The sequence below is a fragment of the Natrinema thermotolerans genome (assembly GCF_031165565.1).
Lineage (GTDB): Archaea > Halobacteriota > Halobacteria > Halobacteriales > Natrialbaceae > Natrinema > Natrinema thermotolerans.
The window spans coordinates 3,690,940-3,709,203 of record NZ_CP101873.1 but is presented as its reverse complement, the minus strand read 5'-3'; the positions used below and the strand labels follow the sequence as shown (position 1 = coordinate 3,709,203).

General features: G+C 66.4%; 20 protein-coding genes and 1 tRNA gene. 9 read left to right on the top strand and 12 right to left on the bottom strand.

The window, feature by feature from the left end; translation table 11 throughout:
* Positions 1 to 33: 33 nt before the first annotated feature.
* From NP511_RS19070 to NP511_RS19045, 6 genes are all read left to right on the top strand, one after another.
* The gene (locus tag NP511_RS19070) at positions 34 to 528 is read left to right on the top strand and encodes an adenine nucleotide alpha hydrolase family protein (protein ID WP_049966695.1); all 495 of its coding nucleotides are present in this window, start codon (positions 34 to 36) and stop codon (positions 526 to 528) included.
* A gap of 100 nt (positions 529 to 628) precedes the next feature.
* Positions 629 to 1,090: a DUF2267 domain-containing protein gene (locus NP511_RS19065; RefSeq protein WP_049966694.1), complete on the top strand. Its 462-nt coding sequence runs from the start codon at positions 629 to 631 to the stop codon at positions 1,088 to 1,090.
* Between the two features lie 92 nt (positions 1,091 to 1,182).
* A complete protein-coding gene (locus NP511_RS19060; RefSeq protein WP_049966925.1) occupies positions 1,183 to 1,584 on the top strand; it encodes a universal stress protein in 402 nt (133 codons plus the stop codon).
* A gap of 59 nt (positions 1,585 to 1,643) precedes the next feature.
* A complete protein-coding gene (locus tag NP511_RS19055; protein WP_049966693.1) occupies positions 1,644 to 2,558 on the top strand; it encodes a universal stress protein in 915 nt (304 codons plus the stop codon).
* A 151-nt stretch (positions 2,559 to 2,709) separates the two neighbouring features.
* A complete protein-coding gene (locus NP511_RS19050) occupies positions 2,710 to 3,138 on the top strand; it encodes a universal stress protein (RefSeq protein WP_049966692.1) in 429 nt (142 codons plus the stop codon).
* A gap of 166 nt (positions 3,139 to 3,304) precedes the next feature.
* A complete protein-coding gene (locus tag NP511_RS19045) occupies positions 3,305 to 4,378 on the top strand; it encodes a CNNM domain-containing protein (RefSeq protein WP_006650736.1) in 1,074 nt (357 codons plus the stop codon).
* A 118-nt stretch (positions 4,379 to 4,496) separates the two neighbouring features.
* Here NP511_RS19045 and NP511_RS19040 read toward each other — a convergent pair.
* Positions 4,497 to 4,571: transfer RNA gene (locus NP511_RS19040), tRNA-Glu, on the bottom strand.
* A 120-nt stretch (positions 4,572 to 4,691) separates the two neighbouring features.
* The gene (locus NP511_RS19035; RefSeq protein WP_049966691.1) at positions 4,692 to 5,918 is read right to left on the bottom strand and encodes a helix-turn-helix transcriptional regulator; all 1,227 of its coding nucleotides are present in this window, start codon (positions 5,916 to 5,918) and stop codon (positions 4,692 to 4,694) included.
* 158 nt (positions 5,919 to 6,076) lie between these two features.
* Here NP511_RS19035 and NP511_RS19030 point away from each other — a divergent pair, with 158 nt between their 5' ends.
* A complete protein-coding gene (locus NP511_RS19030) occupies positions 6,077 to 6,655 on the top strand; it encodes an MBL fold metallo-hydrolase (RefSeq protein WP_049966690.1) in 579 nt (192 codons plus the stop codon).
* A 21-nt stretch (positions 6,656 to 6,676) separates the two neighbouring features.
* Here the strand turns inward: NP511_RS19030 and NP511_RS19025 are convergent, their stop codons facing one another.
* Together NP511_RS19025 and NP511_RS19020 are read right to left on the bottom strand one after the other, a co-directional pair.
* Positions 6,677 to 7,507 (bottom strand): ATPase, encoded by an 831-nt coding sequence (locus tag NP511_RS19025; protein WP_049966689.1) that lies wholly within the window; start codon positions 7,505 to 7,507, stop codon positions 6,677 to 6,679.
* Complete coding sequence (locus NP511_RS19020; RefSeq protein ID WP_006650732.1) at positions 7,504 to 7,770, bottom strand: DUF5827 family protein; 267 nt, start codon at positions 7,768 to 7,770, stop codon at positions 7,504 to 7,506. The genes NP511_RS19025 and NP511_RS19020 overlap by 4 nt, the downstream gene beginning before the upstream one ends.
* Before the next feature lie 186 nt (positions 7,771 to 7,956).
* Here NP511_RS19020 and NP511_RS19015 point away from each other — a divergent pair, with 186 nt between their 5' ends.
* Positions 7,957 to 9,735, top strand: a complete 1,779-nt coding sequence (locus NP511_RS19015; RefSeq protein WP_049966688.1) for a sensor histidine kinase — start codon at positions 7,957 to 7,959, stop codon at positions 9,733 to 9,735.
* Between the two features lie 9 nt (positions 9,736 to 9,744).
* Here NP511_RS19015 and NP511_RS19010 read toward each other — a convergent pair whose 3' ends face one another.
* Positions 9,745 to 10,875 carry an RNA ligase gene (locus NP511_RS19010; RefSeq protein ID WP_049966687.1) on the bottom strand — a complete coding sequence of 377 codons (1,131 nt, stop codon included), beginning with the start codon at positions 10,873 to 10,875 and terminating at the stop codon, positions 9,745 to 9,747.
* A 121-nt stretch (positions 10,876 to 10,996) separates the two neighbouring features.
* On the opposite strand from NP511_RS19010, the gene NP511_RS19005 reads away from it, so the two are divergent.
* Positions 10,997 to 11,683, top strand: a complete 687-nt coding sequence (locus NP511_RS19005; protein ID WP_006650729.1) for an RNA ligase partner protein — start codon at positions 10,997 to 10,999, stop codon at positions 11,681 to 11,683.
* 219 nt (positions 11,684 to 11,902) lie between these two features.
* On the opposite strand, the gene NP511_RS19000 is transcribed toward NP511_RS19005, so the two are convergent.
* The 7 genes from NP511_RS19000 to rpl7ae all read right to left on the bottom strand — a co-directional run bounded on the left by NP511_RS19000 (position 11,903) and on the right by rpl7ae (position 18,048).
* On the bottom strand, positions 11,903 to 14,989 hold the full coding sequence (locus NP511_RS19000) for an FAD-binding and (Fe-S)-binding domain-containing protein (RefSeq protein WP_049966686.1): 3,087 nt from the start codon (positions 14,987 to 14,989) through the stop codon (positions 11,903 to 11,905).
* 176 nt (positions 14,990 to 15,165) lie between these two features.
* On the bottom strand, positions 15,166 to 15,768 hold the full coding sequence (gene sod, locus NP511_RS18995) for a superoxide dismutase (RefSeq protein WP_006650727.1): 603 nt from the start codon (positions 15,766 to 15,768) through the stop codon (positions 15,166 to 15,168).
* A 286-nt stretch (positions 15,769 to 16,054) separates the two neighbouring features.
* Positions 16,055 to 16,462 carry a DUF7344 domain-containing protein gene (locus NP511_RS18990; protein WP_049966685.1) on the bottom strand — a complete coding sequence of 136 codons (408 nt, stop codon included), beginning with the start codon at positions 16,460 to 16,462 and terminating at the stop codon, positions 16,055 to 16,057.
* Between the two features lie 176 nt (positions 16,463 to 16,638).
* Positions 16,639 to 17,103 (bottom strand): nucleoside-diphosphate kinase, encoded by a 465-nt coding sequence (gene ndk / locus NP511_RS18985; RefSeq protein ID WP_049966684.1) that lies wholly within the window; start codon positions 17,101 to 17,103, stop codon positions 16,639 to 16,641.
* Positions 17,100 to 17,450: a 50S ribosomal protein L24e gene (locus tag NP511_RS18980; RefSeq protein WP_049966683.1), complete on the bottom strand. Its 351-nt coding sequence runs from the start codon at positions 17,448 to 17,450 to the stop codon at positions 17,100 to 17,102. The genes ndk and NP511_RS18980 overlap by 4 nt, the downstream gene beginning before the upstream one ends.
* Positions 17,450 to 17,674, bottom strand: coding sequence for a 30S ribosomal protein S28e (locus NP511_RS18975; protein WP_006064297.1), 225 nt, complete (start codon positions 17,672 to 17,674; stop codon positions 17,450 to 17,452). The genes NP511_RS18980 and NP511_RS18975 overlap by 1 nt, the downstream gene beginning before the upstream one ends.
* Before the next feature lie 11 nt (positions 17,675 to 17,685).
* Complete coding sequence (gene rpl7ae, locus NP511_RS18970) at positions 17,686 to 18,048, bottom strand: 50S ribosomal protein L7Ae (RefSeq protein ID WP_006182179.1); 363 nt, start codon at positions 18,046 to 18,048, stop codon at positions 17,686 to 17,688.
* Positions 18,049 to 18,264 lie beyond the last annotated feature (216 nt).

Here is an 18,264-nt window from a genome sequence, read left to right as displayed (position 1 = left end):
GGAGTTATTGGCCGCGGCGTCGAGACGGACCGTATGACCTTTGTCGTCCCGTTTGACGGATCGGAACTCGCGGAAGCCGCGCTCGTCAGAGCCGTCGAGTACGACGCTGCCCTCGAGGAGGGGGTCGCGGCCGTCGCTGTCGTCCCGGAGCGAAAAGGATACGCACGGGAGAAAGGCTGGATCGACGAGGACGAACCGTACGACGTCGATGCGGTCGTCGACCGCCTTCGCGAACGAGTGCGGACGCTCGCACCGTCGGCGGCGTTCGAGTGCGAACGGATCCGCGAGTTTCCGCCCGAGGCCCAACTGGCCGGCCACATCGAGCGACTGATACGGAACCACGATCCGAGCGTCGTGTTCCTCGGCAGCGACAACGTCGGCCGCGTCGTCACGCCGTTGACGAGCGTCGGCGTTCACGTCGCCGCCGATGAAGCGTACGACGTCTTCATCGTTCGCCAGCCGACACCGCCAGCGCTCGAGGCCCTCGACCCCCATCCCGACTTCTACCGGGACACGGAGTCGACGTAGCGATCGCGATACCCGGTGTGAGAGTCCGATCGGCGGCCTTCGACGGATCGACTCGACGTGGTGGGTTTATGCTGCCGAGCGATGTGCGATCACCGAACCTATGAACTTCGACGAGTTCACCGGCGACGTCCAGCACCGACTCGAGCTACCCGGTACCGGCGAGACCGTCCGCGCGATCAGGGCCACGCTCGTGACGCTCGGCCAACGGCTTCCCGAGGGTGCGGCCGCGGACCTCGCGGCCTCGCTGCCGATGGAAATCGACTGGTACCTGACCGGGGCAGTCGACGAACACGGCCAGCGGTTCGACTGGCGGGAGTTCGTCTCGCGGGTAAGCGACATCGAGAGAACGGACGAGTCCGAGGCCGCCTACCACGCCCGCGTCATCGTCGATCTCGTCCGGACACAGGTGCCGGCGTCCGACTTCCGTGAACTTCGCGACCAACTTCCCGAGGACCAGTCGGACGAGAACTGGGCGGAACTGTTCGACGTCGTCGACGCTGGCGGCTGGGGCGACGCCGAAGAGGCCCAGACCGGCGGCGGGCCACAACCCGAACGCGAGTGATCGCCGGCCGACTCGAGGCGGGAGGCGAGCCCGTCGTCCGAACGTCGTCACCGAGCCCAGCGATTAATGATCACGTCGACCAAGGAGACGGTATGTACGACCGAATTCTCGTTCCGACCGACGGGCGCGAGGAGACCGAACGGGCGATCGACGAAGCGATCGCGCTCGCTGCCGAACACGACGCGACGCTGCACACGCTGTACGTGGTCAACTCCGCTGCGATCGCTCCCGGCATCGACTTTAGCGATCTCGAGGACGTCGGCAGACAGGCGGTCGAATACGTCCGTGATCGGGCGACGGCCGCCGGTGTCGATCGGGTCACGGGTGACGTGACACATGGCCTTCGCCATCGCGCGATCCTCGACTACGCCGCCGACCATGATATCGACCTGATCGTTATCGGTCGCCATCGGGAACTCGACCATCTCGTTCGCGGGAGCGTCTCGAAACGCGTCTCCGAGGCGGCGACGGTCCCGGTGTTACTCGTCGAGTGACCGTCAGCCGGGCCCCCGTACCCACACCATTAATCACCGAGGAACCGAAGTCTTTCGCCATGTCACCGACAACCGATGCGATCGATTCGGTCCTCCTGCCGACCGACGGCAGCGACGGTGCGCTCGCGGGGGCGAAACGGGGCGTCGATCTCGCCGCGATGGCCGACGCGACCGTCCACGTCCTCTCGGCCGTCGACACCTCCGCGATTGAGGGCGTCGCGTCCGTTCTCGAGTCGGATCTGGACGAACAACGGGCCGCGCTCGAGGCCGACGCCGAGTCGGCCGTCGAATCCGTCTCGTCGATGGTCCGCGACCGGCGGCCGGACCTCGAGGTCACGACGGCGACCGAGCAGGGGACGCCCTTTCGGGTCATCGATCGCTACGTCGACGAACACGATATCGACGCCGTCGCGATGGGAACGAAGGGACGAACGGGTGTCAGACGAGTCGTTCTCGGAAGCGTGACCGAAAACGTCCTCCGGACCGTCGGGGCCCCGATACTCGTCGTGCCGCCGGCGGCGAGTGACGAGCCGCTTACCGAGGACACCGTCCGGAACGTCCTCCTGCCGACGGACGGGAGCGACGGTGCGGCGGTCGCCGTCGACTGGGGACTGGCGCTCGCGGCGGCCTTCGACGCGATGACCCACGCGGTCTACTCGGTCGACACGAGACGGTTCTCGCCACGGCGAGCGCCCAGTGAGGTCCTGTCCGAACTCGAGCGCCCCGGGGAGGACGCCCTCGAGTCGGTCCGCGAACGAGCGCGCGAGCGCGGCTGCACCCTCACGGGAACCGTCGCGACGGGGCCGCCGGCGAGAGTCATCCTGGATTACGCCGACGGCAACGATATCGATCTCATCGCGATGGGGACACACGGCCGCTCGGGCCTCGAGCGCCACTTCCTCGGGAGCGTGACCGAAAACGTCGTCCGGAACGCCGAGTTGCCGGTGTTTTGTGTTCCGATGAACGCCACCTGAGAGCGATAACCGGGACGCCGGATGTCCCCCGCCGACCCCGTCAACCGGAGACAGTCGGCGAGTCCGGCCGACGGGTCGCTGTCGCCGGCCGATCGGCCGGCGGTTCGAACACGGTGCCGGTATTATACCGACGGTCGTCGTAGCGGCCGGTATGAGTGACCGACTCCTCGTTCCCTACGACGGGTCAGCGCCGGCGAAAGACGCACTCGAGTACGCGCTCGAGAAGTTCCCGGATGCGGACGTCACCGCCCTGTACGTCGTTCCGGTTCCGGACGGGTACTGGACGGCGTTTCAGGACCCCGAGGATCGGGTTCCGGCCGTCGAACGCGGCCGCGATGACGGGCACGATATCCTCGACGAAGCAGTCGATATCGCCGCAGACCACGGCCACGATATCGATACCGAAATCGCGACGGGGAAACCCGACCAGGAGATCGTCGAGCTGGCGACGGTGGACGACTACGAGACGGTCGTTATCGGAAGCCACGGCCGCGAGCGAATGTCGCGTATCATGCTCGGCAGCGTCGCGGAAAAGGTGGTCCGCCGATCACCGGTGCCAGTCATCGTCGTTCGCGACTGAATCGGTCGACAGCTCTCCTCGGGACCGACGCCCGTCGGTCGAACGAGGACGGCCGGCCACCGATCGAAGTGACAGTGTACTGGCAGTGCCGCCGGTAGATACCGACGTTCCAGCCTGCCGGAAAGTAGAAGTGTTTTTATATGAACTCTCGACGAATCGTCAGTTCATGGAGCCGATCGAAATCGGCGGACGGTTGATCGCTGGCATCGCCCTCATTCTGGCGAACGCCTTCTTCGTCGCGATCGAGTTCGCGCTCACTCGTGTCCGACAGTACCCCGAGTCGGAGTTCGACGAACCGGGGCTGCGGCGTGCGTGGGAAATGACCAACGAACTCGAGATCTACCTGACCAGCTGTCAGGTGGGCATCAGCGGGACGAGCATCGCCGTCGGTATCGTCGCCGAACCGGCCCTCGCGACGATCATCCGTCCCGTCTTCGAGAACACCGCACTCGCCTCCGCAGGCGCGGGTGCCGTCCTCGCGTTCGTCATCATCAATCTCCTTCATCTCACTCACGGCGAGCAGACGCCGACCTATCTCGGCGTCGAGCGAACGAAGTTCGTCGCGAGGTATGGGGCCACCCCGCTGTACTGGTTCGCAAAACTCCTCTCGCCCGTGATCTGGTTCGGAGACGCCGTCGCGAAGTGGACGCTACACCGGTTCGGGATCGAGATGACCGGTGCGTGGCTCGAGACCGAGACGGAGATCATCGAAACGCGTGCCGAACTCCGGAACCGACTCGCGTCGGTCCTCGAGCGGGGCGACGTCCCCGACGACCGACGCGAGGAGATCATCAACGCCCTGACGGTCGGCGATCGGCCGGTCGAGGACGAGATGACGTCCGTCGAGGACGTCACGTTCCTCTCGACGACGGCCTCCACTGCGGAGAACGTCGATCGGATCGGCTCGAGTCCCCACACCCGGTTTCCACTGATCGAGGAGAGTCCGGAGTCGTTCGTCGGGATCGTCTACGCCCCGACGGTCGTCGACCGAATCGACGACCTGCGAAACGGCGACGTGTCCTTTGCCGACATCGCGACGCCGCCGATGACACTGCCCGCCGATATGCACGTCAGCGACGCGATCGACGAACTACAGGCGGCACAGCAGGAACTCGCGCTCGTCGAGGCCGACGGGACCGTCGTCGGACTCCTGACGGCGACCGACGCCCTCGAGGCGCTGGTCGGTGACTTCGAGGACCCGCTCGTCGTGAACGACGGCTTGCTACAGGGACGATCGTAGTTCCGACAGCGTTCGCTTTGGCTGTCATCGACTCGTCTCCCGTCGCAGTCGCGTCGGTAACGGGATCAAAGCTGGAGTCCGCCTCCAAATATCACTGGTCGATTCGAAGTGAGAGAAATGCTCCGACAGGGATTCGAACCCTGGTCATTGCCGTGAGAGGGCAATATGATTGGCCGGACTACACCATCGGAGCGCGCTGCGTCGTGTCCCGACGCGTCGCGAGTGCATTCCATCGTAGCGCCGTCTGACGTTTAAGCATTCCGTTTCGTCCCGGGAGTGTTGAACGCTCTCACGCAGGTATTTGTCGATCGAGCTACTCTTCGAACGGCGACTTGGTCGCCTCGGGTTCGAACCCCTCGAGGCTGATGATGTTCTCGCGGCCGACGCGGAGTTTGCTGATCGTGCCTTCCTCTTCCATGTCGGAGAGCAGCATGCTCACTTTGGACTTCGACCAGCCGGTGTCCTCGACGATGTTGACCTGTTTCATCCGACCGCCGTTCTCGCGGATGAGTTTGACGACGCGGTCCTCGTCGGTCAGTAACTCCTCGTTGGGGATCGACTCGGAGTCGTCCGCGGCGTCGGTGGCCGGATCGACGGTCGAGCCGGCACCGGTGGCCGCCCCTCCGGCAGGAGGCGTCGGTTCGGCGTCGTCAGACGCCGATTCGCCGTCGCTGATCGGGCCGTATCGTCGGTACCAGACGGCGGCCACGACGCCGACGACGAGCAGCAGGACACCGACGAGGATCGGAACGAGGTTCCCGCCGAGCAGCCCCGCGTTGCCGTCGCCGATGGCGGCCGAATCGGGACGGTCGAACACGACCCGCGGCCGGCCGTCGATGAACTCCCGTTTGCCGCTCCAGCGAACCGACTCCGCGTCCGTGAGCGAGCCGCCGGCGTACTGGGCGTCATCGGGTTCGATCGACCGGAAGGTCAGATCGCCGGCGGCTTCGATGACGATCGCCTGATCCGCGGAGAGCGGAACCCCGTCGAAGACGTCCCCGACGACGATCCGGTCGTCCTGAACGTCGGCGAAGTTCGTCCACGTAAACGACATCTCGACGACCCCGGTCGGCGTGAACTGGTCTTCGACCCGTACCGATCGCCGGAAGTTCGTCGCTTCCATCTCCCGGCCGGATTCCTGCATGCCAGCCCGGGTCAGTTCGCGTGACTGGTTGGTAAACCGATCGTAGAGGCCCGTTTCGTTCGCCCGGAACTCCTCGGCGAAGGCCTCGAAGTTCTCCCGGGTTCTGGTCGCGTTCTCGTCGTCGGTAAACCGCTGTTCGTAACGGAACGTCCAGGTCGCGCTGCCGTTCTCGTGGACGCGGATCTCGAACGTCGTATTGTCGAACTCCCGCGTCTCCTGTCTGAGCAATCCCCGTGAGTCTTGAGGTGCGATCGCGGCCCCAGTCTGTGGCTCGACCGGCGTCGTCGAGACGGCGTCGCCCGGCCCGCCGGCCGCCAGCGATGCCGTTGTGCCGACGGCGAGGACGGACGAGAGAACGAGAAGGACGACGAGTCCGACGGATCCCGGCCGATTCATTCGTCTTCCACTACGTGCCGGAGCTAAAAATGCTTGTGAATATCGCTACCGAACCGATGGGGTCGACAGTTCGGTCGGTACGCTCGGCGTACCTGTCGTGGCGGACGCCACGGCTGCGTGTCGATACCCACAAACCGATCGGCCGCGTACCGCTGGCTATGATTGCCAATCTCGCGCAGGGCGTCCAGGTGTTTACCAGCAACGTCTTCCTCGTCGACGGCGACCGACCCGTCGTCATCGATACCGGTGCGAACTTCGACGTCGTCGCGGCCGCTCGTAACCACGTCGACGACCTCGAGGCGGTGATCCTCACTCACACTCACCGCGACCACGTCGGGAACCTCGCGGCGGTCAAAGACGCCTTCGGCGTCGACGCATGGGGTTTCGACCCGTCGATCGACGGCGTCGATCACGCCATCGCCGACGAGGAGACGGTCCGGTTGGGCGACCACGAGTACGTCGCACTGCATACGCCCGGCCACAAGAACGACCACCTCTGTTTCTACTCGGAATCGGCCGGCGTCCTCTTCGCCGGCGACCTGATCTTCCAGAACGGGAGCTTCGGCCGCACCGACCTCGAGGAGGGCGACCGTGGGACGCTGGTCGAGAGCATCGATCGGGTCCGCGAGCGGATCGATCCCGACCTTGCAGAGATGCATACCGGCCACGGCCCGAGCGTGACGACGGATCCGTACGATCACGTCGAACTCTCGGGGCGGATGGCCCGACAGTCCTGACCTGCGGGCGTTTTTTGCGAGCTACGCCCGCCCGGCGGCGTCCAGCAGTGCGTCGTACGCGTCCGCATACGCGCGAGCGATCCGTGCGGAATCGTCCCGTTCGTCGCCCCCGAGCGCCGGCAGTCGAACCCGCTCGAGGGGATCGAGATACTCGAGAACGTCGGGGACGCGCTTCTCGACGGCACCGTCTCTGGGACTGGAACTGGCGACCTCGCAGGCGCGACAGTAGCGATCGCCCGGATAGAGCCGGACCCGGCCGGGTTCGACGGCCGCGACGGCCGCGATCGACGCCGGCTCGAGGGAGTCGAGCGGGAGCGCGATGTCGCTGTAGGACTCGACGACGGCCACCTCCGTGGCCTCGATCTCGGCGGCCAGTCGCTCGAAGGCGGGGACGTACTCGCGCTCGGCGAGGGCGTTGAACTCGTCGACGGTCTCGACGGGGACGGCGTCGGAAAGCGGGAGCGCCTCGGCGACCCGGTCCGGAACGTCGGCGGTGGCGTTGCGAACGAACAGCGGGTCGTCGGGGTCCCGGCCGATTCGGTCGATCACGAACTCCCGGTCCGAGCGGCCGAGCAGTCCCGTCCCGCCGTCGGGAGCGGGCCGCCACAGCCGATGGACGGGGTTGAGCCGTTCGGGCGGCCGCTCGCGGCCGCCGGCCGCCGAGAGTCGCGCGGCGTCTTTGCCGTACAGTCGCCCGTCGGCGAGTGCCCGGCGACAGTCGTCGTGGTCGAACCAGAAGTCGTTGCCGGCGCGGGGCTTGTAGCCGACCGCGCCGGTCCGCTCGAGGAGGCCGGCCGAGAACGTGGTCTTGCCGGCGTCGACACGGTCGGCACCGACCACGAGCAGGATCATTCCCGCAGGCCGTAGTAGCCGGGTTCGTCCTCGTCGCGGGGTTCGGCGACCACGAGGTCGTCGGCGTTGGTCATCACCCACGGAATCGCCCAGTCGAGCAGGATGTCCTCCGTCTCGCGGTCGATGTCGGCGTCCGGTTCGATCCCCTGGAGCAGGCGGGCGATTTCGTAGACGGTGTACATCCGGTCCTCCTCGAGCAGTTCCGCGGGGGTATAGAAGTCACACGGCGGGAGACTCTCGAACTCCGATTTGGGTACGGGCATACACCCTCGTACCGCCGGCTGACGCCTAAATGATTCGTTCGGGAGCCGGGAACCGGGCCGACGTCGATCGCAAGACCGGCGGGCTGTCGGACCCGACGACGACCGATACGGCGCATCTATCGTCCGGTCACCGGCGAGACCGGTCCGGCCGGTACACTTTATTGACTTGTGACTCGAATAGGGACGATGGTACCGAGCGTCGACTCGATCTGGTTCGTTTACGTCGTCTCGACGCTTTTCGGCCTCCTGCTCGCGGCGTTGCTCTGGAAACACCGTCACCGGACCGGCGCGATCCCGCTGCTGGGGAACGTTCTGTCGGGGACGCTGTGGTCGGCGTCCCTCGCTGGGCTGGAACTCGTCGATCGACCGTCCCTCGTGTCCCTGCTGAACGGTGCGGTGTTCCTCGGCGTTGGCCTCGCAACGCTGACGCTGCTCGTCTTCACGCTGACCTACACCGGCAGAGAACGGTACGTCACGCGGCGGACGCTCGCTGCCCTCTCGATCCAGCCGGCACTGATCACCGTCCTCGCCGCCGTCAATCCGGCAGGCCTCTTCTTCGAAACGACCGAGGCGGGCGTCGAGACCGGCGTCCTCTTCTGGATTCACCTAGGCTACTCGTATCTCATGCTAGCGCTGGTGACGGCGATGATCGTCGGCTTCCTCTTTCGAACCCGGTCGCTGTACCGGGGACAGAGCGCGGCGTTGCTCGTCGGGACGCTCGTGGCGTGGGTCGCCAACGGCGTCTTCGTCGTGGGCTACGTCGACTTCGATACCTCGCCGATCGGGTTCGTCGTCACCAGCGTCCTCTACACGGTCGCGATCCTCCGCTACCGACTGACCGACATCGTCCCCGTCGCCCGCGACCGGGTCGTCGATACCGTCTCCGACGCGATCTTCGTCATCGACGAGCGAGACCGCGTGATCGACGCCAATCCCGTCGGCCGGTCGCTCCTCTCGGCGTACGACGCGTCGCCGATCGGAAAATCCATCGGCTCGCTGTTCGCCGACGCGCCGAAACTGCTCGAGAGCTACCGCGATCTGACTGCGACCGTGGAAAGCGACGGCCGGGAACTCGAGGTCGACGGCACCTACTACGACGTTTCGGTAACGCCGATCGACGACGACCGGGACCGCTACATCGGCTGGCTCGTCATCGTCCGTGACATCACCGAGCGCAAGCGAAACGAAGTACGACTCAGACGACAAAACGAACGCCTCGAGCGGTTCGCCGACGTGGTTTCCCACGACCTCCGGAATCCCCTGAACGTCGCCGACGGCTATCTCGATCTGGCCCGGGAGGGGGACGATCCGGAGCCGTATCTCGACGAGGTCGACGAGTCGCTCGACCGCATGGAAGCGATCATCGAGGACGTCCTCGCGCTCGCCCGCCACGGTGCCGACGTCACCGATCCCGAACCGGTCTCGATCGCCGACCTCGCGGAGACGGCCTGGGAGACCGTCGACACCGGTGGTGCCACCCTGCGGGTCGCCTCGGACGCGACCGTCCTCGCGGACGGCGATCGGGTGACGCGCCTGTTCGAGAACCTGTTCCGCAACGCAGTCGAACATGGCTCGACAACCCCTACTTCGAACGCTCAGCAGGACGCCGTCGAACACGGTTCGACGAGTCCCGACTCGCTCACGGTCGAAGTGGGTGCGATCGACGCGACCGAGGACGACGGTGAGACGGGGTTCTACGTCGCCGACGACGGGCGAGGACTGCCGGACGGAGCGGACGTCTTCGAGGACGGGTACACGACGAACGCGGACGGAACCGGGTTCGGTCTGAGCATCGTCCGCGGGATCGCGGCCGCTCACGGCTGGACCGCGACGGCCACCGAGAGCGAAGCCGGGGGCGCCCGCTTCGAGTTCACCGGCGTCGAGGCGACACCGGACGCCGACAACGAGGCCGCACCTTCGGCGTCCGACCGCCCCGAGTCAGCGACGGACGCCACCTCGTCCTGACTCGCGCCGTCACTCGTCTCGCGTCCCGCCGTCGAGATAGTGTCGGATCCGATCCCGGCTCGAGTCGGCTACCTTCCGGAACGCGACGACGCGGTCGCCATCCTCGCGGCGGTCGGCCTCGATTTCGATGGTCAGCGACTGCTCGCGGAGGTGATCGAACAGCGCCTCGAGCGCGTCGGGGTCGCCCCTGACGGTGTGGCGCTGGCCGATCGGTTTACCGACGGCCACCGAACGGATCGTCGCGACCATCGGTAGCAGGATCGCTTCGCCAAGGTCGTGGGCTCGCTCCCGGAGCCGGTCGTCGTTCTCGGCGAACTCGGCGGCCCGAAACGCCTCGCGGACGATCCGCGAGAAGACGAAATCGCGGCCACACTCGAACGGCAAGGAGAACGCGTAGGCCAGTTCCTCGCGATGCTGGGATGCCGTCGTGTACTTGACCATTGATTCCCCGTCGGCCGACTTCAACACGACGCCCTCCCGGCCGGCGGCGTCGAGGTCGGCGATGGCGGCCGCGGCTATCTCGACCGCGTCCGACGGGGCCGCCCGCCCGAAACACCGCGGCTGGCCGAAGTCGAACGCCCGACAGAGCGCGCGCCGGTCGGCGACCGACATCGGCTCGCCGGACTCTCCGTCCCGAACGTCGAACACGCGGATGTCGTGGGAGTCGATCCCCTCGTAGTCGGTGGTCGTATAGGGCGTCTCCGGACCGATCAGCTCCGCACAGAGAACCCTGTCCGGGTGTGCGTCGAAGAAGGACTCGAGGTCGAGCAGGGCCCGCGCCCGGGCGGTCGTGTACGGACAGACGTAGCCGCTTCTGGTAAACGCCAGCGGCTCGCCGCCGACGGCTGCGATCCGGACGTTGAACCCGTCGAGTTTCTCCTCGACGACGACCGTCTCGGTGCCCGCGAAGAACGACTCGATGCCGGGCTCGAGAACGAGGATCCGCGGGATGCTCGGGTAGCCGCGGACGACGACGTCGGCGTCCTCGACGACGACGGTCCCGCGTTCGACCCCGTGGCGCGCGGCCGTGAGGACGTGGTGGGTCCGGCCCGCCACCGACCGCTCCTCGAAGTGTTCGAAGAGGTCCGCGGGATCGTCGGTCGTGGCCGCGAGCCGCTCGCGATACGCGTCCCGGTCCATACGTCGTCCGACCACGCACCGGCCCAAAAACACCGGGCCGTCCTCGGACCGGTCGCGAGCAGCCGGGTCACGACCCGTTTTCGGGCCGACCTCTTTGTGTCGGACCGTCGAACCCCCGCGTATGTCCGGTGACCCCCCACGCCAGCGGTTCGTCCTCGACACGTCGCTGTTCATCACCGAGGAGATCCGACGGGACGACGAGGGAATAGAGACGGCCGTAATCCGCCTGCTCGACCTCGTTGCGACCGCACGCCTCGAACTCAACATCTCCTGTTATGTCCCCCCGTCGATCCACGACGAGCTCGCGACGATGCTGCGCGAGCGCGACGTCGACGACGAGGTCTTCTCGCGGCTCGACACGTGGGTCGTCCGCAAGAGCCCCGACCGGTACGGCGTTACCATTCCGGCGAACATCGTCTACGAGTTCATCGACGAGATGAGCGACCGGGTCGATCGGGGGCTTCGCGTCTCCGAACAGGCGATCCGCGAGGTCGAACAGCTCGATCCGGACGAACTCGCCCACGGCTCGGGCGACGGCGACCGCGAGGAGTACATGACCGACGCCGACCGCGTCGTCTCGGACCTGCGCGACAAATATCGGCGGGCGCTTCGCCAGGGCGTCCTCGACTCCCGCGAGGACTTCGATCTGCTGATCCTCGCGCGCGAACTCGACGCCGGCGTCGTCACCGAGGACCGCGGGATCATCTCCTGGGCCGACGAGTTCGGCCTGCGGTACGTCCGCGGCGGTCGGTTCCCCACGCTGCTCGAGGAGTACCTGCGGGCGGTCGGCGTCGACGACGAGGGTTGATCCCCCGCGATGCGGTGGCGCGCGCTGGGCCGCGGTTCGCCCCCGTGGCGAACCGCGGCGTAACGCTGCGCGAGGGATGAGCGAGGGAGCAACGTGACCGAGCGAATCGGTTGGGGAGGGTGTGGTTACTCCGTGTTGCCACGATAGCAGGACGGCTCGAGCCGCTGTCCACTCGACGAAACCGGTAATTCACCCACCAAACCGCTGTTCACTCACCAACTACGCCGATTCGACCCCTCGAGCGAGCAGTTCGACGGGATGGACCGGCCGGTCGTACCCCTCGAGATCGCCGACCTGCGTCCGACAGGAGGTGCCGGGCGCGGCGACGATCGTCTCGCCGCCGTCGCCCGCCCGCCCGGCCGCGCTCGCCTCGAGTTGCTCCCGAAGCAACGATCCCATCGCTTTCGAGAGAGCGTAGTGTTCGGCCTCGTAGCCGAAACTCCCGGCCATCCCACAGCACGTCGAATCGACCGGCTCGACGGCATAGCCCGCCCGCCGGAGGACGCCCACGGCGTGGTGGTCCGCGCCGCGCGCTTTCTGGTGGCAGTGGCCGTGGAACGTCACCGACGGCCCCGCCGTCGCCGACTCGTCGACCGACAGGTCCTCGTCCAGTCGGCGCTCGTCGACGTACTCACAGACGCCGTAGGCGTTCGCCGCGAGCGTCTCGACCCGGTCGTCCGCGAGCAGCGATCGGTACTCGTCGACCACCATCGCCGCGTCCGAGGGCTCGACGAACAGAACCGACCACCCGCGCTCGAGATAGGGCTCGAGGTCGTCGAGCAGCTCGCGGCCCTGCTCGGCCGCGGTCTCGAGCAGCCCCTCGGAGTAGGCGGCCCGCCCGGTCGGGCCGAGATCCGGGACCGCCACGCGAACGTCCGCGGCCTCCAGCACGTCGACGGCCGCCTTTCCGATCTCGGGATTCGAGTAGTTCGTATCCGTGTCGGGAAAGAGGACGATGCCGGCCGTTGCGTCCTCGGGGGCCACCTGGGGTCCGCCGCGCGCTCGCGGCGCTACCGCTCGCGTTTCCGAGATGTCGTCGACGTCTCGCTGCTCGAACCACTCGACCAACGACTCCCGCCGGAACGTCGGCAGCGTCCGTTCGGGTGCGATTCCGATCGTCTTCTCGAGGACCGTCCGCGCGCCTGGCAGGTCCGTCGCGTGGTTCGTCACCGGCGCGAACGTACTCCCCAGCGACGCCAGTCGGTCGACGTTCGCGAACAGTCGCTCGCGCAGGCTCACACCCTCTCGCTCGTGATACCCGTGTTTGACTTCGGCCTTGAGCTTCGCGAGGTCGACGCCGGTCGGGCAGTCGCTTTGACAGCCCTTGCAGCCGACACAAAGGTCGAGGACGTCGGACTGGAACCGCTCGCTGTACAGTTCCTCGGGATCGATCTCGCCGCTAATCGCTGCCCGGAGCAGGTTGGCCCGCCCGCGGGTCGTGGCGATCTCCTCCTCGGTCGCCCGATAGGTCGGACACATCACGTCGCCGTCGGTCTGGCGACAGGTCCCACAGCCGTTACAGAGTTCGACGAGTTCCGAGAAGCCGCCCTCGTCGTCGAAGTCGAGGGTGGTCCGGGGCTCGAGCGAGGCGTAGTCGGGGCCGTACCGCAGGTTCTCCCGGCTGTCGGTCGGATCGTCGTCCCGGTAGACGACCTTGCCGGGGTTCATGCGCCAGTCCGGATCGAACGCAGATTTGAGGTCCTGAAACGCCGCCCAGAGGTCCGGCCCGTACAGCTTGGGGTTGAACGCCGTCCGCGCGAGGCCGTCCCCGTGTTCGCCCGAAAACGAGCCGTTGTGTTCGCGGACGAGGTCCGTCACGTCGTCGGCGATGGCCCGCATTTTCTCGACGTCCTCGCCTTCTTTGAGGTTCAGGACCGGCCGGATGTGCAACGTTCCGACGCCCGCGTGGGCGAAATACGCGGCCTCGGTGTCGTGGTCCTCGAGGATCTCCTGAAACCCCGCGACGTACGCTGCCAGTTCCGCGGGGGGCACGGAAGCGTCCTCGACGAAGGGGTAGGGCTTCGGATCGCCGTCCATGCTCATCAACAGCGGGATGGCGGCCTTCCGGAGCTTCCAGAGCCGATCCTGTTTCGCGGCGTCGAACGCCTCGAGCGAGTCGAACGCCGCCCCGCCACCGACGAGATCGGCCGTCGCGGTTTCGACGGCCGCAGGCAGATCGTCGACGACCTCCGAGTCGAACTCGAGCAGCAGCGTGGCCGCGGTGCCCTCGGGAATCGGCTCCGCGTACTCGGCGTACTCCGCCGACTCGGCCGCCAGCCGGAACACCTCGTCGTCCATCAGTTCGACCGCGCTGGCCTCGAGTTCGAGCGCCTCGGGGACGGCGGCCAGCGCCTCGAGCAGGTCGTCGTAGCAGTAGACCGCGAGCGCGGTCTCGTCGGGCCGGGTCACGAGCGAGAGCGCGGCCTCGACGACGACGCCGAGGGTTCCTTCGGCCCCCACGAGCAGTTTGGAGAGGTTGATGATCCGGGCTCCGTCCGCACGCTCCCTGATAACCTTCTGCAGGTTGTAGCCGCTGACGCTGCGCTTGAGGTCGGGGTAGCGCGCCTCGATTTCGTCGGCGTTGTCCTCGACGAGCGCCCGCACGGTGCGGTAGATCTCCGCCTCGCGGTCGTCTTTCGAGACGATCTCGTCCCACACCGGTCCGTCGAGGACGACGTCCCGGGTACGGATCAACGAGCCGTCGGCCAGCACCACCTCGCACTCCTCGACGTAGGCGTCGGTGATTCCGTACCGGACCGAGTGGGCACCCGTCGAGTTGTTCCCGATCCCGCCGCCGATCGTCGCCCGGTTCGAGGAGGCCGGATCGGGCGCGAAACGCAGTCCGTGGGGCTCGAGGGCGGCGTCGAGGTCGTCCTGGACGACCCCCGGCTGGACGACGGCGGTCCGGTCGTCGGGCTCGATCTCGCGGATCTCGTCCATATGCCGCGATAGGTCGAGGACGACACAGCCCGGTCCCACGGTCTGCCCGGCGAGCGACGACCCCGCACCGCGTGGCAGGACAGCCACGTCGTGGTCGGCCGCGACGGTCATCGCCGCGCGGACGTCGGCGGTGTCCCGCGGGAAGACGACGCCGGCCGGCTGTGCGCCGTAGATGCTCCCGTCCGTCGCGTAGAGGACCCGCGTGTACTCGTCGAACCGAACGTCGCCGTCGACGGCCGCCCGCAGGTCGGCCGCGAGTTCCCCGCCGGCATCGTCGCCGCCCGCTCCCGTCTCGAGCGACGGCCGGTGTCGCGTCTCGTCTCGATTCTCGACCCTCGCGTCGACGCCGCTGTCCTCGGCAGCCATAGAATGGGGGATCGTCCCACGAACAGTTAAACCATGGCAGTCATTCACAGCCACTGTCTGCGAGCGAGCGCCGGGCGATCGACTCGAGCGGGTTCGGCAATGGCGTCGGGTCGGAGCCGTCAGCGGCGGCTACCGGGACTGGCACAAGAAAAATTCGGGATCGACTGGCTCGTCGCTTACTCGAAGTGGTCGAGGCAGGTCTGGTACTCTTCTTCGGCCTTCTCCCAGTTGACGACATCGAAGAAGCCGTCGATGAACTCGCCACGGTCCGGTCCGTAGTCGTAGTAGTAGGAGTGTTCCCAGACGTCCAGCGCGAGGATGGGGTGAGAGCCCCAGAGTGCGCCCTGGTCGTGCTTGTCGACCGCGACGTTGCGAAGCTGTTTCGCAACCGGGTCGTAGACCAGCAGTGCCCAGCCACCGGCGGCACCGGCAGCGGCCTCGAACTCGCCCTTCCAGCCCTCGTAGGAGCCGAAGTCCTCCTCGATGCGGTCGGCGAGGTCGCCCTCGGGTTCGCCGCCGCCGTTGGGGGACATGTTCTCCCAGAACAGCGTGTGGAGATAGTGGCCACAGCCGTTGTGGGTGACGTCGCTGAGCGCGCCCGGCGTCGAGCCGAAGTCGCCCTCCTCGCGGTTCTGGGCGAGGGTTTCCTCGGCTGCATTGAGGCCGTTGACGTAGCCCTGATGGTGCGTGTCGTGATGCCAGGTCAGTACCTGTTCGGACAGTGCCGGTTCGAGCGCGTCGTAATCGTACGGCAGTGGTGGAAGTTCGTGGTCAGCCATAGTATACACCTCATGAATCGTATCGGTTTCTCGCCTGTTAAGTTTTGAGGAGAGAGACGATATCACACTCCATAAAGTATCGCCGCTCCCGCTGGCGATTTCCCGATACGTCACCGGAACCACTACGGACTCGGACTTAAACCTTTCAGACCGTCTCCGGTCCGTCATTGCCGGTGGGACCGCGACTGGCCTGTGGTCCCAACGGGCTCGCGACAGCAAACCGCATCAGCGACCCCAACCCGACCGCTTACCGTCGTCTCCGCGTTCGCGGTCCGTGACAGGCGGTCTACGACATCTCCTTGTGATGTGCATGCTCGAGCCACTCCTCGAGCGACGGCTGTCCCCAGTACCGCACCGTCTCGCTTCGCCGGTCGTGTTCGAGGACACCGGCATCCTCGAGTTTCGGGAGGTGGACGTGTCGGAGTTCCACCCGAACGGTTTCCCGTTCGTCGGCGGGGTCCGCGTCCCGGTCGGGCGGCGACCGTGCCGAGTCGCGGTCGGCGTCCTCGGCGGCGATCCGCTCGAACGCGACGACGTTCTGTGCTAGGGCTGCGACCGTCGCGACGCCATCGGACTGCTGATTGAGGTAGTACAGCGCGTAGCGCCGTCGTCTGTTCGAGAGGAGATCGAAAACGAGGTCCAGCGACGGCATCGCGTCGGCCTGCAAGGTCGATACACCCTCCCGTTCACGCATCCACGAACCACCTACCGTCTGTTCCCATTCGAAACCACCACGGGCGTCTACTTCGGCCGCCACATTAGACTTTACGTCTGTCTGAAAATATATGTGTGACAACGTCTCAGCTCGCCGTAACTGATACTAGCGACAGCCAAAACCGGCGGTGAAGCCGCCGTTCGGTCCGGAATGCGTTACTCGTAGAGCCACTCGGCGTCGTGCTGATCGTAGTCGATCAGCTCGTCCTCGTCGAAGTGGATCGCGATCTCGCGTTCGTTTGCGCCCTCGTCCCCGTGGTCGGCGGCGTGAACGACGTTCCGACCGAGGTCGAGCGCGTAGTCTCCCCGGATCGTTCCGGGTTCGGCCTCGAGCGGGTCGGTCTCGCCGATCATCTGGCGGACCTGCCGGGTCGCGTCCTGGCCCTCCCAGACCATCGGGACGACCGGTCCCGAGGTGATGAAGTCCACGAGGTCGTCGTAGAACGGCTTGTCCTCGTGTTCACCGTAGTGTTCTTCAGCCCGGTCGCGGGGCATGTTCTCGACTTTGATGCCGACGAGCTTGAGCCCGCGGTCCTCGAGTCGGGAGACGACCTCGCCCACGAGGCCGCGCGCGAAGGCGTCGGGCTTGACCATCACGAAGGTTCGCTCGTGATCGCTCATGCTTCCTCGGCCTCGGTTTCGGCGTCTTCGGACTCGTCGGCCGCCGCTTCCTCGGTCTCGTCGACCGCGTCGTCACCGGCGGGCGCGTCTTCCTCGTCGTCGGCGTCCGTCTCGAGGTCCTCGTCCTCGTCGGTCTCGTCGGCAGGCGTCTCGTCCTGCGTGGGACCCTTGCCGCGACGACCCTCTTCGGTCCACTCCAGGTCTCGGGGTTCGCGCCCGAGCTTGTAGTTTTTCTCCGCCTTGGAGTCGACGAAGTGGAGTACGGAGCCGTCGTTTTTGACGTACATGATGCCCGTACCGGGTTCGATCTCTTCGCCCGTGTAGTCGCAGGTTCGTTTCTCGACCATTATTGTCCTCCGATGGAGTCGGCCTCGCGGGCGGTCTCGCGAAGCTGGAGTACGTCCCCTTCGCGGACCGGCCCGAGGCAGTTACGGGTGATGATGCGTCCCTGATTCTCGCCCTCCTTGATTCGGCATTTGACCTGCATGGCTTCGCCGTGCATGCCGGTCTTGCCGACGATCTCGATGACCTCGGCGGGCGTGGAGCCGCTTTCTTCCTCTTCAGCACTCATCTTTGGTCACCTCAGTCGAGGTCCTCGACCTTGTCGGCGATGTCCTCGACGTCGTCTTCTGCCTCGCCGGCGTCGACGATCGCCGCAGCGGCCGAGCCGACCTCGAGGCCGGCGGCGTGGCCGACGTCGTCCTGGGTCTCGATGAAGACGACGGGGATGCCCTTCTCCTCGGCGAGGTCGGGCAGGTGCATGACGATCTCCTCGGGGGAGACGTCTTCGGCGACGTAGACCAGATCGGCGTTGCCGCGCTCGATGGCCTTCGTGGTTTCGTTCGTTCCTTTCTTTACGCGTCCGGTGTCTCGTGCGACCTCGAGCGCCTCGAGGGCGTCGTCGGCGAGGTCGGCTGGGATGTCGGTGTTGACGTAGACTGACATGGTTGTTCACCTCTCCTACACGTGGGCTCGCGCTCCCCTGCCGTCCGGGCACTGGGTACCCGTGCCGGGCCGATCCCGGCGGAAGTCCTGTGAAGCTAGGAGCATCATCAACCCCGCGTAGGGTGTACACTCGAATAGCGTTGCCCCCCTTAAAAGCGTGTTCAAACGGATGGCGAAGTGAGACACCTCCGCACGGACGAGGTCGGTTGGGGTCGC

Excerpts from the sequence above, each read along its gene's own strand:
- NP511_RS18975 (WP_006064297.1), bottom strand. The coding sequence starts at position 17,674 with ATGAGTGCTGAAGAGGAAGAAAGCGGCTCCACGCCCGCCGAGGTCATC.
- NP511_RS18980 (WP_049966683.1), bottom strand. The coding sequence starts at position 17,450 with ATGGTCGAGAAACGAACCTGCGACTACACGGGCGAAGAGATCGAACCC.
- ndk (WP_049966684.1), bottom strand. The coding sequence starts at position 17,103 with ATGAGCGATCACGAGCGAACCTTCGTGATGGTCAAGCCCGACGCCTTC.
- rpl7ae (WP_006182179.1), bottom strand. The coding sequence starts at position 18,048 with ATGTCAGTCTACGTCAACACCGACATCCCAGCCGACCTCGCCGACGAC.
- NP511_RS19010 (WP_049966687.1), bottom strand. The coding sequence starts at position 10,875 with ATGGACCGGGACGCGTATCGCGAGCGGCTCGCGGCCACGACCGACGAT.
- NP511_RS19030 (WP_049966690.1), top strand. The coding sequence starts at position 6,077 with ATGATTGCCAATCTCGCGCAGGGCGTCCAGGTGTTTACCAGCAACGTC.
- NP511_RS19070 (WP_049966695.1), top strand. The coding sequence starts at position 34 with ATGACCTTTGTCGTCCCGTTTGACGGATCGGAACTCGCGGAAGCCGCG.
- NP511_RS19005 (WP_006650729.1), top strand. The coding sequence starts at position 10,997 with ATGTCCGGTGACCCCCCACGCCAGCGGTTCGTCCTCGACACGTCGCTG.
- NP511_RS19050 (WP_049966692.1), top strand. The coding sequence starts at position 2,710 with ATGAGTGACCGACTCCTCGTTCCCTACGACGGGTCAGCGCCGGCGAAA.
- sod (WP_006650727.1), bottom strand. The coding sequence starts at position 15,768 with ATGGCTGACCACGAACTTCCACCACTGCCGTACGATTACGACGCGCTC.
- NP511_RS18990 (WP_049966685.1), bottom strand. The coding sequence starts at position 16,462 with ATGCGTGAACGGGAGGGTGTATCGACCTTGCAGGCCGACGCGATGCCG.
- NP511_RS19065 (WP_049966694.1), top strand. The coding sequence starts at position 629 with ATGAACTTCGACGAGTTCACCGGCGACGTCCAGCACCGACTCGAGCTA.
- NP511_RS19015 (WP_049966688.1), top strand. The coding sequence starts at position 7,957 with ATGGTACCGAGCGTCGACTCGATCTGGTTCGTTTACGTCGTCTCGACG.
- NP511_RS19035 (WP_049966691.1), bottom strand. The coding sequence starts at position 5,918 with ATGAATCGGCCGGGATCCGTCGGACTCGTCGTCCTTCTCGTTCTCTCG.
- NP511_RS19000 (WP_049966686.1), bottom strand. The coding sequence starts at position 14,989 with ATGGCTGCCGAGGACAGCGGCGTCGACGCGAGGGTCGAGAATCGAGAC.
- NP511_RS19025 (WP_049966689.1), bottom strand. The coding sequence starts at position 7,507 with ATGATCCTGCTCGTGGTCGGTGCCGACCGTGTCGACGCCGGCAAGACC.
- NP511_RS19045 (WP_006650736.1), top strand. The coding sequence starts at position 3,305 with ATGGAGCCGATCGAAATCGGCGGACGGTTGATCGCTGGCATCGCCCTC.
- NP511_RS19055 (WP_049966693.1), top strand. The coding sequence starts at position 1,644 with ATGTCACCGACAACCGATGCGATCGATTCGGTCCTCCTGCCGACCGAC.
- NP511_RS19060 (WP_049966925.1), top strand. The coding sequence starts at position 1,183 with ATGTACGACCGAATTCTCGTTCCGACCGACGGGCGCGAGGAGACCGAA.
- NP511_RS19020 (WP_006650732.1), bottom strand. The coding sequence starts at position 7,770 with ATGCCCGTACCCAAATCGGAGTTCGAGAGTCTCCCGCCGTGTGACTTC.